Raw genomic sequence first — 13587 nt, 5'->3', positions numbered from 1 at the left:
TCTCTGTGCAGGGACGGCCCCGAGGCCTGATCGGGAACGGCTCGATCGTGCCCTTCCCGCCACTCGCTCCACGACTCTCACCAGGAGATCCCTTGACCGCCTATTTCTCGCTGCGCCACAGGCTCGGACGACGGTTCCGAAAGCGGAGGCGAATCGTTCTCGCGTCGCTCGCGGTCGCCGTCGCGCTGATCGGCGCAGGAACAGCGCCCGCGAACGCCGTCTCGGAGTTCCGCGAGAAGACCCCCCTCCAGGCCGGGAGCCGGGTGGAGCTACCGCGCGCGTACTGCACCGTCGGTGCCGTCCTCAGCTCGACGAGCTGGTACTCCCCGATGTCGCCCGGGATCAGGAAAACCCGATACGTCGTGCTGGCCGGGCACTGCGGGAACGAGGGTGATTCCGTCAGCGTGGCTGATCAGGGCGTGATTGGGAGGGTGATCTGGGAATCAGGAACCTCCGATCTCGAGATCGCCAGGATCGACCCGATACCCCGAACCAACTGGAACTGCGGTAGCGGGTCGATGATCCGCCACTGCGACCCTTACACCACCTACTCCCCCCGCGCCATCGGCAATATCTTCCTCCGCGACCACACGGGACGGTACGTGAGCATGCCCTTCGACGGCATGGGAGTCCCGGGTGAGAACGAAGTCTTCTGCACCAGCGGAGCGGTGTCCGGGGTGAACTGCACCTGGGGTATCGCGCCGCTTCCGCCGGACTCCCCGGCCTTCCTGCTTGGAGCGACGACGTGGACGGCGTCGGTCATCGCCGGTGACTCGGGCGGACCGGTAGCGAGCCGTGGCGGCAAGTTGTACGGGATCATCGCTGACGGCGCCCTGCCGGCAAGCACGCGACCCGACCTGATGACGTACCTCCCGATCTCCCGCCTCTTCGAGGAGCAGCGCGGCTACGTGCTCGCGCCTCCCGGCTGAGCCCGCTGCGAGCCCGTCGGCACCACGCCGGATGTGAGGACGCTACGGCCACCGCCGGTGCGGAGCCCTCACGTGCGGATCTCCTCATCCGGGGCGCGCCCTCTTCTCGGTCGCCGCCGCCATCCTCCCCCTGGCCCGCCGCCACCAGAGACAAAGGACTGACATGACCCTCACCACTCTCAGCGGAGCGCGCACCGCGCTCCGAGCCCTCAGCATCGGAGCCGTCCTCGCGGCGACCGCTGCCTTCGTTCCCACCGGCGCCGCCACTGCCGCGAATGCCCCGCAGGTCTCCCTCCTCGCCCTGGGAGACTCGACCACCCGAGCGTTCACCGCTTGCGGATCCTTCGCGGACTGCCCCGATCGCAGCTGGTCGACGGGCAGTGACCCTGCTGTCGACTCCTTCGCCCGACGTCTGCAGGACTCTCGCCCGTGGACGACGGTCAGCACCGCCAACTTCGCGCAGAGCGGCAATACCGTCTCTCAGGTCCCGGCGCGAGTCGCGGCCGCGGTCTCGGCGGGCGTGCATCCGAATGTCATCACGCTCCTGGTCGGCGGCAATGACCTCTGCGGCCCGAACGTGCCGGTGGCGAGCGACGGCTACACGATGACTCCGGTCGACACCTTCCGCCAGGGCGTGGACGCCGCGATGAGCGCGATCCGCAGCTCGTGGCCGACGGCCGGGATCGTCCTCGCATCGGTGCCGAACAACGCCTCGCAGTGGCACTCCGTTCGCGGGACCTCCGGCGCTGGGCGCTGGGCATCGGCTGGAGTCTGCCGCACCACCCGCGGAGTCAGCGCGACAGGCGCCCCCCTGAGTCCGGCGGCGGCTGCGGCCTCGGGCGCCGCCGCGGCGAAGCGCCTCGAGGACTTCAACACGGTCCTCGAGAACGCGTGCGCAGCGCAGGGCTCGCTGTGCCGCTGGGACGGCGGTGCGCTCAGCAGGCTCGACTTCACGCCCGACCTGCTCAGCACCGTCGACCACTTCCACCCCAACGTTGCCGGGCAGGCGAGAATCGCCGAGGTGGAGTGGAACGCGTCGTCGTTGGCGACCGGCTGAGCGACCCGACAGCCGGTGCGCGCGGCACAACGTCAGCTGCGGGTAGGTCTCATCGACGATGGTGGATAAGACGTGCTCTCAGCTGACGTTGTGCGGCGCCGACGCTCGCTCCGGGTCCGCACGTCGGCCGGCGCGACCCTGCGCCTACGATGGACGAGTTGTGGAAGGGAGCCGCGCATGCCCGCGACCGTCCGCGATCTGCTGGCAGAGCCGGCCTTCCGCCTCCGGGTGCTCGCCGGCGTGCACAACGAGGCCGACCTCGACGCCCCTCTGACCTGGGCGCACTCCTCCGACCTCGTCGATCCGACGCCCTGGCTCGAAGCGGGGCAGCTGCTGCTCACTGACGGCGTCCACTTCACCGGACACGACAGCGCCGAGTTCTCGGAGGAGTACGTCGCCCGGCTGCGTGGCCGCGGCATCCGCGCGCTCGGCTTCGCTACCCGGATCGTGCACGACAACGTGCCCGCCGCGCTGATCGTGGCCTGCGAGCGTCAGGGCCTGCCACTGGTGGAGGTGGCGGACCTCACGCCGTTCATGGGGATCATCCGTTTCGTCGCGGACGTGATCTCGCGGGAGCAGCGTGAGCGGCTGGAGTGGTCGCTGGAGGCCCAGCGGCGGGTCGCCCGCGCAGCACTGCGGCCGGACGGGCTCGCGGCGATCCTCACCGAGCTGGAGCGTCAGTTGGGGTGCTGGGTCGCCCTGTACGACGCGGTGGGGCAGCGGGTGCGCCTGCCCACGCGGCTCTGCGTGCCGGCGGAGGAGGCGGTCGCCGCGGCCGCGAGGCATGCGCTGAGCCGCGGCACCCGCGCGGGGCTGCGGCTGGACGACGGAGGAGGCGTAACGCTCCAGACGATCGGGCGCCGCGACCATCTGCGCGGGGTGCTCGCGGTGGGGACGGGCACGCCGCTGGATCCGGCGGGCAACGACCTGGTCGCGAGCGTCATCGCACTGGCGAGCATCGCCCTGGAGCAGCGGCGCGCCCTCGACTCCTCCCGCCGACAACTGCGATCGGGGCTGCTGGAACTGTTGGCCGCGGGCGCGTTCGACGTGGCCGAGAGCACGGCACGGCGGCTCGGGAGCCCGCTGCCGGACGAGCCGGTGAGGGTGATCGTGCTGAGCGCACCCGTTCAGGGCGACTCGCTCCTCGACGAGCTGGAGGTCGTGGCGGACGAGGACGACGCGACGCTGTTCTTCGCGGAGCGGGACGGATCCCTCGTCGCCATCACCGGCGCCGACGGGCTCGACCCGCTGATCGCGGTACTGGAGCGGCACGGAGCGGCGGGCGGCGCCTCCGCTCCGCTGGGCTGGGCCGACCTCGAGCGAGGCCTCGAGGAGGCGCGGCGGGCGGCGACGCGGGCGAGCGGCGCGCGTCTGATCCGCTTCGAGGACGTCGCCGCTGAGGGGATGCTCGGGCTGCTCACCGCGTCCGGAGGCGCCCCGCTCGCCCGCCGGATGCTCGCACCGCTGCTGACCCCGGACGGTGCGGTGTTGCTCGAGAGTGCTCGCGCGTGGCTACGCCGCAACGGCGCCTGGGAGCCGGCGGCGCGTGACCTGGGCGTGCACCGCCACACGCTCCGCAACCGCATCACCGCCGTAGAGCGCGCCCTCGGCATCGATCTCGGCGACGTCTCCGCCCGCACAGAACTTTGGACGGCGCTGCGGCTGATCCACTAGGACTGCCGCGGGAAGCCGAGATCGATGCCGCCGTGGGAGGGGTCGAGCCACCGGCTCGTGATGGCCTTCTGCTGGGTGAAGAAGCGGACGCCCTCGGCACCGTGAGCCTTGGTGTCGCCGAACAGTGACGCCTTCCAGCCGCCGAAGGAGAACGTCGCGACCGGCACCGGGATGGGGACGTTGATGCCGATCATTCCGACCTCGACCTCGTTCTGGAAGCGGCGGGCCGCTCCTCCGTCATTCGTGAAGATCGCCGTGCCGTTACCGAAGGCACCGGCGTTGATGAGCGCGACGCCCTCCTCGTAAGACGCGACGCGGACGATCGAGAGGACCGGTCCGAAGATCTCCTCCGTGTAGGCGCGGGACGTCGTCGGCACGCGGTCGAGAAGGGTCGGGCCGAGCCAGAAGCCGTTCGCGTCACCGTCGACCTCGATGCCGCGGCCGTCGATGACCACCTCGGCGCCGTCCTCCTGCGCGATCGCGATGTAGGAGGCGACCTTGTCGCGGTGCGCCTCGGTGATCAGCGGGCCCATGTCGCAGCCGCGGCGGCCGTCACCGGTGCGGAGGGCCGCGGCCCGCTCCCGGATCTTGTCGATCAGCTCATCCGCCACGGGTTCGACCGCGACGACGACCGAGATCGCCATGCACCGCTCCCCCGCCGAGCCGAAGCCGGCGTTGATCGCGGAGTCGGCGACGAGGTCGAGGTCCGCGTCCGGGAGGACCAGCATGTGGTTCTTCGCCCCACCGAGCGCCTGCACCCGCTTTCCGTGGCGGGTGCCGGTCTCGTAGACGTACTGGGCGATCGGCGTCGAGCCGACGAACGAGATCGAGCGGACGTCCGGGTGCTCGAGCAGCCCGTCGACGGCGACCTTGTCGCCGTTCAGCACGGTGTAGACGCCGTCGGGGAGGCCTGCCTCCTTCCAGAGCGCGCCGAGCCAGATCGCCGGTGACGGGTCCTTCTCGGAGGGCTTGACCACGACGCTGTTGCCGGCAGCGATTGCGATCGGGAAGAACCACATCGGCACCATCGCGGGGAAGTTGAACGGGCTGATGATCCCGACGACGCCGAGAGGCTGCTTCACCGAGTAGACGTCGACGCCCGTCGAGACCTGCTCGGAGTACTCGCCTTTGAGGTGGTGGGCCAGGCCGGTCGCGAACTCCACGACCTCCTGCCCGCGGGCGATCTCACCGAGTGCGTCCGAGACGACCTTGCCGTGCTCCGAGGTGATCAGCTCGGCAAGCTCCTGCTTCCTGGAGTCGAGCAGCTCCCGGAAGCGGAAGACGATCTGCTGCCGCTTCGCGAGCGACGTGTCGCGCCAGCCGGGGAAGGCGGCCTTCGCAGAGGCGACGGCGGCGGCAACCTCGGCGCGGTCGGCGAGGGCGACCTCCCTGGTCACGATTCCCCGGGCCGGGTCGTAGACCGGGGCGGTACGGCCGGACGAGGAGACCGAGGGAGCCCCGTCGATCCAGTGGCCGACGACGGACAGGGCGGTGGCGGGCTCAGCGATGCTCATGGCGACGACTGTAGGGACGGAGGCGGTCGCGGAGGTGCGCGGATCCGTCCAGCGCGGGCTGGGGGTACTGGACGAACGGGGAACACCGGACGGACCGGGGAACGCTAGTCCGCAAGCACGAAGCGGGCCAGCGCGACCGTGATGTTGTCGTGCCCGCCGCGCTCGTTCGCCCAGGCGACCAGCGCCTCCGCGAGGGTCACCGGATCGGCGCCCACCCGCTCCTGCGCCTCGCGGAGCACGCGCGCGAGGTCGTCTGCGGCCGACGCGTAGTTCCACAGCCCATCGGAGCAGACCAGCACCCAGCCAGCCTCGGTCAGCTCCTCGGAGGCGACGCGCGGCTCCTCGTCGTGCGCGTCGGCGCCGAGCCACCGGGTGATCGCGTGCGCGTCGGGCGCCGTCTCGGCCTGCTCCCGCGGCACTCCCGACGCGATCTGCTCCTGCGCCCACGAGTCGTCGACGCTCAGTTGCCGGGGCTCGCCGGCATCCGGGATCCAGTAGCTGCGGCTGTCCCCCACATTGCCGGTGACGAGGAGCGCTCCGTCGAGCACTGCCGCGGTGAACGTGCACGAGGGCGGATTCGCCCGCTTCCCGGGCAGGGCGGCGTCGATCGCTCCGGAGGCGCGCGCGGTCGCCATCTGCAGGAGCGCACGCCAGCGGTCCGCTCCTTCGCTTTCGCCGCCGACCTCGGCCTGCAGCGCGCTGAGCGCGGCCCGGGCCGCGGCGAGCGACGCTCTGTCGGAGTCGGGGGTCGACGAGACTCCGTCGCACACGACGAGGAGCGCCGTCCGCAGAGTGCCGTCCTCGCCCGCGGTCGCTCCGATCGCCATCGCGTCCTCGTTGGCGGGGTGGCGGAGCCCGCGGTCGCAGACGCCGCCGACGAGCGGGTGCGGCGCCTCGGCCCAGTGCTCGCGCTCGCTCGGCGCGGGGCGGCCGCACTGCTCGCAGTAGCCGTCCTCGGCGACCACTCCGCCACAGAAGACGCAGCTCGCGGGCGCCGCGACGGCGACGGGCGGAGTGGAGGCGGCGGCCGCGACGATCAGCGGCGTCCCACAGGCTTCGCAGAACGCGTCACCCGTGGTGACCGGCTCGCCGCAGGTCGGGCAGGGAGTCGAGAGCGCGGCGCTCATGTCAGCGTCCAGCGTCGGACCTCGTTGGCCCGGTCGACGAGACGCACGCGCTCATCGCGCTCGCGGGTAGAGGCGGCGAGCGCGCGGTAGGAGGCCTCGAGGCCGTCGCGGATCGCGGCCTCATTCGCCTCGACTCCGCCGAGGTTCGCACCCTCGGCAGGACCGTCGCGGTGCACCAGCTCGAGCGCGGAAGCGAGGACCTGCGTCGTCAGCTCCAGGCGGGTCCGCTGGTCGATGGACACGGAGTCGACGCTCGCGAGGGCGGCCGAGAGCGCGGGCAGTCCCCGGTCCGACTCCGCCAGTAGCTCCGCTCGGCGGCGGCGCGCGTCGGCGTAGGAGGAACGAGTGGGCGCGACGATGTCGAGGGCGTCGAGTGCTCCGTCGAGGTCGGAGCGCAGCTGCCGCACCCGGGCGAGGCCGAAGGCGGCCGGAGCGGTGTAATTCGCATCCGCGCGGGCGCAGATCACGTAGAGCGACTCGGCGACCTCGGGCTCACCGCTCGCCTCGCAGGCTGCGGCGAGCGCGAGCTTGGGGGCGAGCTCGCCGGGGACCTGCCCGTAGACAGTGTTGAAGGAGGCACGAGCGCCGACATCATCGCCGCGCGCGAGCTGCGCGAGGCCGCTCATCCACACCGCCCGCCACTCCCACGGATCCTCGGTGAGGATCTCGCCGGTCGCGCGCGCCGCCTCCTCCCAGCGCTGGGCCTCGATCGCCGCGCGGGCGCGGGCGAGGCGCACTTCGACGGTGACGGTGGGCGCGAGCGCGAGGGCACGCAGACGCACGATCGGGTCGGCGACGTTGACGCCTGCGAGCCACGACCGGGCCGGGTCGGACTCGTCACGGCGCAGCGCCGGCAGTGCGTCCCACGGCGGGACGCGGTCGACCACGTCGGCCACGGGTGCCTCGAACAGGGCCGACTCCGTCGAGTGCAGCGCGGGATGCCCGGGGCCGCGATCGGTAGCGACGACCTCGCGCAGCACGCCGAGCAGCTGGCCGCGCATCTCGTCGACGGTCGCGAAGCGGTCCTGCGGGTCGGGAGCGCAGGCCTTCGAGATCAGGCGGTAGAAGGAGTCGTAGCGCTGGAAGAGCGGCGTCTCGGAGACCGGCGGTAGCGACGCGACGAAGGTGGTCTGGTTGCCGCGGAAGTCGAGCACGAGCGAGGCCAGTGTGCGGCCGATCGTGTAGACGTCGGAGGCGACGGAGGGCCCGAGGTCGGCGACCTCGGGGGCCTGATAGCCGACGGTGCCGTAGATCGCGGAGTCCTCATCGTCGATCCGGCGCACTCCACCCAGGTCGATCAGCTTGACCTGATCGCCGACCTGAATCATGTTGTCGGGCTTGAAGTCGCAGTAGAGCAGGCCCTGATCGTGGAGGTAGGCGAACGCGGGCATCACCTCCAGCACGAACGCGAGCGCCTGATCCACCGGCAGCGGATCCGCGGCGCCGCCGTTCGCGTCCAGCCGCTCCTTCAGGATCTGCTTCAGGCTCGGTCCGCCGACGTACTCCATCACGATATAGCCGGCGCCGTCGTGCAGAACGAAGTTGTAGATCTCGACAATGAGCGGGTGCTCGACCTCGGCCAGGAACCGGCGCTCGGTGACGGCCGCCGCATAGGCGTCGGGGTCACCGGAATTGAGAAGGCCCTTGAGCACGACCCAGCGTCCCGAGACGTTCCGGTCGCGCGCGAGGTAGATCCAGCCGAGGCCGCCGTAGGCGAGGCAGCCGACCACCTCGTACTGCCCGCCGACCACGTCGCCCCGCTTCAGCTGCGGGGTGAACGAGAAGGGCGTGCGGCAGGTGGGGCAGAAGCCCTCTGTGCGGCCGGGCCGCCCGTCGCGTCCGCGGCCGACGGCCGTGCCGCAGTGCGAGCAGAATCGCTTGCGCTCGGGGAGAACCGCCTCGGTCATCAGCGCGGCCATCGGATCGGCGGCCGGGCGGGAGGGGACGGTGGTCAGTCCGGCACCCAGACGCGGGCCGCGGAGGCGGGTCGAGGTGGTGCCGACACGGCGGGTGACCCTCGAGCCGGTCTGCGCCGTGCGGGCGGAGCCGAGGGCCGCGGTGGCGAGGCGGGCGGAGGAGGTGCGGGTGCTTCGCGCGGTGGCCGGCTCCTCCACGGGGCCGGATGCGGCTGCGCGGGGGGTGCCCTCGGCGAAGCCGGTGCCGAAGGCGCCGGACGCGGTCGCCGGAGCGGGTGCCGGAGCGGGTGCGGCGCGACGGGCGGTGGGAGCGGACGCGGCAGCAGCGTCCCCGGGTGGCAGGCCGCAGACGTTGCAGTAGCCGTCCTCGATCGTTCCGGTGCAGCCGGGGGTCGCGGTGCAGGGGGCGCCGTTCATGGGGTGGCCTTCCGGTGGGGCGCGGGCTCGTGGTGCGGGAGGTCGCGGGTGACGACGTCGTACTGCTCGACCAGATGGCGGGCGAGCGGGACGGAGCAGGGCACCGCCTCAAGTGCGGCGCGCACCTCCTCCGCGGCCGCGAGTCCGACCGGGGTGGCAGCTCGGCCGTTGCCCTCGGCGCGCTCCCGCAGCGCCCGGAGGCGGAAGCCCAGGGCGGCGCGCTCGCGCAGCGGCGATGTGTAGGCGGCCTCGACCGCGTCGAAGGCTCGGCCGACGGCCGTGAGTCGGACGAGGTGCGCGTCCAGTTCCTCGCGGTTCAGCGGAGGCTCCCCGAGGCGCGAGACGTCGGGCACGGCGAGGCGAGGCGGGTCGGCGATCTCGCGGCGGCATCGGGCCACCAGCTCCCGCAGCGGTACTTCACGGCGCTCGGCCGCCTCGGCCAGCTCGCGGGCTCGACGGCGATCGCGCTCGAGCCCGCGCCGCTCCGACGCAGCGATGATCAGGTCGCGTTCGAGCCGGGCGGAGTCGCTCTCCAGCTGTCCGAGCGGCCCCGACACGTCGGCTCCCCGACCCGCCCTCTCGGCGAGCGCGTCGAGCCGGGAGCGCAACACGTCCACCCGCTCCGCTCGCGCGCGATCGACGGTGCCTCCGCCGTCGCGGGTCAGGTCGCGGCAACGCTCGATCTCGGCGCGCACCCCCACGATCCGTCCGGCGACGTCCGTGCCGCTCGGGTCGAGCTCGAGCCGGGAGCGCAGCTGGCCGACGACCGCGTCGCACAGGCGCACAGCCTCCACCAGCGACACGGCGCCGCTCCCGGAGGCGTCCAGGCGCCCCCAGATCAGCTGCGACATCCGCTCTCGCGCGACCACGTCGACGCGACCGGAGTCCCAGACGACCTCGAGTTCGGCGAGACGCCGGGTGACGGATTCACGCAGCGACTGAGCGAGCACCACGTCGGCCGTGTAGTTCTCGGCCTGCGGAGACGCCAGCGCGGCAGCGTCCACACGCGAGAGCTCGCGCGTCGTCCGCTGCAGCCAGCGGGTGAGCGCGGCGAGATACTCGAAGAGTTCGCGCTGCGGCGCGGCCTCCCCGAGCCGACCCGGGGCGGCGGGCGTCCCCTCCGCGAGACCGGTGCTCATCGGCCGTACACCGGAGCCGGAGGCGAGGCGTCGCCGAGGACACCAAGCCAGCGCCCGTAGATGCTCTGCCAGCGGCCGTCGCTGCGCACGGTCTCGAGCGCGGCGTTGACGAAACGCACGAAGTCGGGATCGTCGGCAGGCAGCCCCAGGCCGTAGGGCTCCGAGCTCAGCGCGTCGCCGACGACCTTCGCGTACGGGTCCTGCGCCACGAAACCCGCGAGGATCGTGTCGTCGCCCGCGATGGCATCGACCTCGCCGGCCTGGAAGAGCGCGAGGCACTGCGAGTGCGTGGCGGCCTCGACGGCGTCCACCTCCGGGTAGTCGTTCTGCATCCGGCTGAGCGTCGTCGTGCCGCTCGGCGCGCAGACCCGCTTGCCATCGAGGTCACCGATGCCGGTGACCGGGACGCCCTCGGGGTCGTCCGAGACGAGCACCTTGAGACCGGCGTCGTAGTACTCCGCCGAGAACGCGATCGAACTCCAGCGGTCGCAGGTCATCGTGAGAGTGCGCGCGACCATGTCGACCTGCGGGGCGCCGTCGCCGCCCGTGAGCGCTGGGAGGCGCTGGGCGGAGGTGATCACGACGTAGTCGATGGCATCGGTGCCGAGGATCGCGCGGGCGACCTCTCGGGCGATGTCGACGTCGAAGCCCTCGATCGCTCCGGTGATGGGGTTGCGGGCACTCATCAGCAGCGTGTCGGCCGAGACACCGACGCGCAGGGTCCCGCGTCCGCGGATCTCGGCGAGCCGGGTGCTGTCGGTCACGCCGGTCGGCGCGTAGGAGGTGACGGCCGAGGGCGAACAGTCGGCGGCGGCAGGAGCGGCAGGAGCGGCGGAGCTCGCTGTCGGAGTCGGAGTCGCGGCGGCCAGGGGCGCGCCCAGGTCGTCGGCCCCCGTGCTGCACCCGGCAAGGGCGAGAGCTGCGGCGGTGACCAGGGCGAGGGCGGCGGCGCGCAACCGGTTCATCGGTACTCCTCCAGTCGCTGGGCGACGCCCCGCCAGGCGAACACGGCGCCCGCGAGACCCGTCGCCAACAGCACCCAGGAGACCAGGGAGGAGAACTCCGCGCCCCGGTCAAGCGTCGTAGCGGCGGCTACAGCCTTCTCCTGCACCACCTCGCGGGCGTCGCTGGAGAAGGTGCTGAAGAGGTCGTTCGGCGTTCCGGTCCCGGTCGCCGTGGCGACGCGGACGGCTTGATCCCACTTCCCGGCCTCGTCCACCTTCCGAATCTCCGTGTGGAACGACTGCCACTGCCCGAACTCGTCGACCAGCCGCGTCCGCGCCGACTCGTCCCGCAGGTCACCCGAGAGCTTGTCGCGCGCCGACGCGACCGCCTGCGTGTACCGCTCCTCGAGGGCTGCACCGGACCCGCGTGTGATCAGCGTGAAGCTCTCGAGCGACTTGGCGTCGCTCGCCGCGATAAGGGCGTTCGAGACGGTGAGCGCTTCGCGGTACGACTCGACGCGGGCCGTCCCCGCGTCTGCCGCGACCGATCCGTAGGCGAGCGCACCGCCGATGCCCAGGACGAGCAGGAGGGCGGTGCCGGTCGCGAGCGGACGGTTGAGGTAGCGGTGGGTGCGCCGGGCCAGCCAGACCTGCGCCGCCAGGAGGAGGACCAGCATCACGAGCGAGCCGATCAGCAGCAGGACGCTCCAGCGGACGGCGTCGTAGGCGGACGCCACCCGGTCGGCGCCGGAGCTGACCAGCCCGTCGAGGTCCTCGAGGATGCCGCCGTCCCCCGAGAGCGCCGCCGACGCCTGATCGAGATACGCCGACGCAACGGGGAAGCCCTGGCGATTGTTGGCGCGGGCCTGCTCGATCAGACCGCTGTAGGTCGTGATGCTGCTCGCGACACGGGCGAGGGCTGCGGTGTCGGCCGAATCGGCGGCCGACAGTCCGGCGATCGCCGACGCGGCGCCCGTGAGGCTCGACACGTAGGACGCACGCAGCTCGGTCGGCTCGAGCCCGCCGACGAGGAAGGTGTTCGCCGCGATCGCATTCGCGTCGACGAGCATCGTGCGCACGTTCTGCACGCCGAGGAGCTGAGCCGACTGCTCCCTGGCCGTCGTCGCGGCACGCGCCTGCATCGCTCCGGCCTGCTGCGCGAATACGCCGAAGAGGACGGCGGCCAGCGCCGTCAGCGCGAGGAGGAGGCGCAGCGCGCCCGGTGTGGTCGCGGTCGCACGGGCAAGGAGGGAGGGTCTGCGCGGAGCAGGGCGGTGGGCGACCTGGACGGGAGGCGACTCGGGGAGCCTCTGCGCGGGGGGCGCGGCCTGGGCGGTGCTCATGGGGACTCCTCCTCGGGGCTGCCGGGGGCGGGGGGCTCGGTGCCGCTGTCGGTGGTCGTGGCGTCGGAGGCGTCGGAGGCGTCCCCAGGGCTCCCGCCGTCCTCAGGGCTCCCCACGTCCTCAGGGCTCTCCACGATGTCGTCCGGGAGCAGGATCCGCAATTCGTCGAGCGTCGGCTCCTCCACGTCGCGCAGCCGCCAGGCATGGCGGGCGATCGCGGCGTCGAGGACGTTGCGTACCCAGCGCCCGTTGCCGAACGCCTCCGTGCGCTGCTGCGCCGACGCGAGCTCGGCGAACGCGGCGAGCGCCGTCTCCGTCGGCTCGAAGTCCGCGGAGGCGGCCAGCCGGCCGAAGATCGCCGAGAGCTCGTCGTCGGAGTAGTCGGCGAAGTCGATCGTGGTCGAGAAGCGGCTGGCCAGGCCGGGGTTCGTGTCGAGGAAGCCCTGCATCGGACCGGAGTAACCGGCGACGATCACCACGAGGTCTCCGCGGTGGTCCTCCATGTCCTTGACCAGAGTGGTCACCGCCTCCGCCCCGTACTGATCGAGCGCGAGCGCGTACGCCTCGTCAATGAAGAGGACCCCGCCGCGCGCCGAAGCGATGACCTCGGCCGTCTTCGTCGCGGTCTGCCCGAGATAGCCGGCTACCAACTCCGACCGGTCGACCTCGACGAGCACCCCCTTCGAGAGGATGCCCAGCGAGCGGTAGATCCGCGAGACCAGCCGCGCGACGGTCGTCTTCCCCGTGCCGGGATTCCCCGTGAAGACGAGGTGGCGCGTGAGTGTGGGCGTGCTGAGCCCGGCGGCCTGGCGCAGCGTGTCGATCCGGAGCAGCTGAGTCTGCCGCTTGATCTCGCTCTTCACCCGGTCGAGCCCGGTCAGGGCGTCGAGTTCGGCGAGCAGGTCGTCGATGGATTCGGGCGGGTCGAGTGGCTCCGCTTCGGGCGCGGGCTCGGTGACGGCCGCGGCGGTGGGGGCCGCCTCGTCCTGTGGGCCGTCGTGCTCGGTCCGGCGCAGACGGGCAATAATCTCGTCGACCCCGGGAACGCCTGCGGGAAACCCGGCAGAAGTGGTCCCGCCGATGCCGTCCGCGGGGCCCGCTACCGTCGCTGCTCCGCTCCCCGTCGCGGTCGTCCCCCGGGCCCCCGGGACCGCGGCGAGCTGGGCTGCAGCCGTCGCGGAGGCGGAGGCGATACCCCCGATGCCGGGGTCACCGAGTGCGCTCGCGGCGGAGACGACCTCGGTCAGGGCACGCGCATAGGCCACGGCGTGCGAGGAACCCGCGCCGGCCAGCGCGAAGAGCTGATCGGTCGGCGCCGACCGCCAGCGCCGACCCCTCGAGGCGGCGGTGAAGAAGGCCTCGAGGCCGCCCGTCGCGCCGGTGGCAGCAAGCCAGTCCTGGCCGGCCCCGCGGATCGACTCGGCGACGGCGGCGGCCAGCCGCGCACCCTCCTCGCGGACGACGGCGGCGTCAAGACCCGCGGCTACCCCCGCGAGCACGAGGGCGTCGAGTGCCGGCGCGAGCATG

The 13587-nt window shown here is 72.3% G+C and carries 10 protein-coding genes; 3 read left to right on the top strand and 7 right to left on the bottom strand.

The window, feature by feature from the left end; genetic code table 11:
• The first annotated feature begins 92 nt into the window (after positions 1 to 92).
• From A6122_RS02430 to A6122_RS02420, 3 genes are all read left to right on the top strand, one after another.
• The gene (locus A6122_RS02430; protein WP_068251188.1) at positions 93 to 929 is read left to right on the top strand and encodes a chymotrypsin family serine protease; all 837 of its coding nucleotides are present in this window, start codon (positions 93 to 95) and stop codon (positions 927 to 929) included.
• 163 nt (positions 930 to 1092) lie between these two features.
• Positions 1093 to 1986, top strand: a complete 894-nt coding sequence (locus A6122_RS02425; protein WP_068251186.1) for an SGNH/GDSL hydrolase family protein — start codon at positions 1093 to 1095, stop codon at positions 1984 to 1986.
• Positions 1987 to 2163: 177 nt separating this feature from the next.
• Entirely contained in the window at positions 2164 to 3660 is a 1497-nt protein-coding gene (locus A6122_RS02420; protein WP_068251183.1) for a PucR family transcriptional regulator, read from the top strand.
• On the opposite strand, the gene A6122_RS02415 is transcribed toward A6122_RS02420, so the two are convergent.
• The 7 genes from A6122_RS02415 to A6122_RS02385 all read right to left on the bottom strand — a co-directional run bounded on the left by A6122_RS02415 (position 3657) and on the right by A6122_RS02385 (position 13586).
• Positions 3657 to 5174, bottom strand: a complete 1518-nt coding sequence (locus A6122_RS02415; protein WP_068251181.1) for a CoA-acylating methylmalonate-semialdehyde dehydrogenase — start codon at positions 5172 to 5174, stop codon at positions 3657 to 3659. The genes A6122_RS02420 and A6122_RS02415 overlap by 4 nt on opposite strands.
• Before the next feature lie 104 nt (positions 5175 to 5278).
• Positions 5279 to 6301, bottom strand: a complete 1023-nt coding sequence (locus A6122_RS02410; protein ID WP_068251178.1) for a PP2C family protein-serine/threonine phosphatase — start codon at positions 6299 to 6301, stop codon at positions 5279 to 5281.
• Positions 6298 to 8634, bottom strand: coding sequence for a serine/threonine-protein kinase (locus A6122_RS02405; RefSeq protein ID WP_068251175.1), 2337 nt, complete (start codon positions 8632 to 8634; stop codon positions 6298 to 6300). The genes A6122_RS02410 and A6122_RS02405 overlap by 4 nt, the downstream gene beginning before the upstream one ends.
• The gene (locus A6122_RS02400) at positions 8631 to 9773 is read right to left on the bottom strand and encodes a hypothetical protein (protein WP_068251173.1); all 1143 of its coding nucleotides are present in this window, start codon (positions 9771 to 9773) and stop codon (positions 8631 to 8633) included. Before A6122_RS02400 ends, A6122_RS02405 begins: the two co-directional genes overlap by 4 nt.
• Entirely contained in the window at positions 9770 to 10738 is a 969-nt protein-coding gene (locus tag A6122_RS02395; protein ID WP_068251171.1) for a glutamate ABC transporter substrate-binding protein, read from the bottom strand. The genes A6122_RS02400 and A6122_RS02395 overlap by 4 nt, the downstream gene beginning before the upstream one ends.
• Positions 10735 to 12060, bottom strand: a complete 1326-nt coding sequence (locus A6122_RS02390) for a hypothetical protein (RefSeq protein WP_068251164.1) — start codon at positions 12058 to 12060, stop codon at positions 10735 to 10737. Before A6122_RS02390 ends, A6122_RS02395 begins: the two co-directional genes overlap by 4 nt.
• Positions 12057 to 13586, bottom strand: coding sequence for an AAA family ATPase (locus A6122_RS02385; protein WP_068256885.1), 1530 nt, complete (start codon positions 13584 to 13586; stop codon positions 12057 to 12059). The genes A6122_RS02390 and A6122_RS02385 overlap by 4 nt, the downstream gene beginning before the upstream one ends.
• Position 13587 lies beyond the last annotated feature (1 nt).

The sequence above is a fragment of the Rathayibacter tritici genome, assembly GCF_001641005.1.
GTDB classification, from domain to species: Bacteria; Actinomycetota; Actinomycetes; order Actinomycetales; family Microbacteriaceae; genus Rathayibacter; species Rathayibacter tritici.
This window is presented reverse-complemented; position numbering and strand designations above follow the sequence as displayed.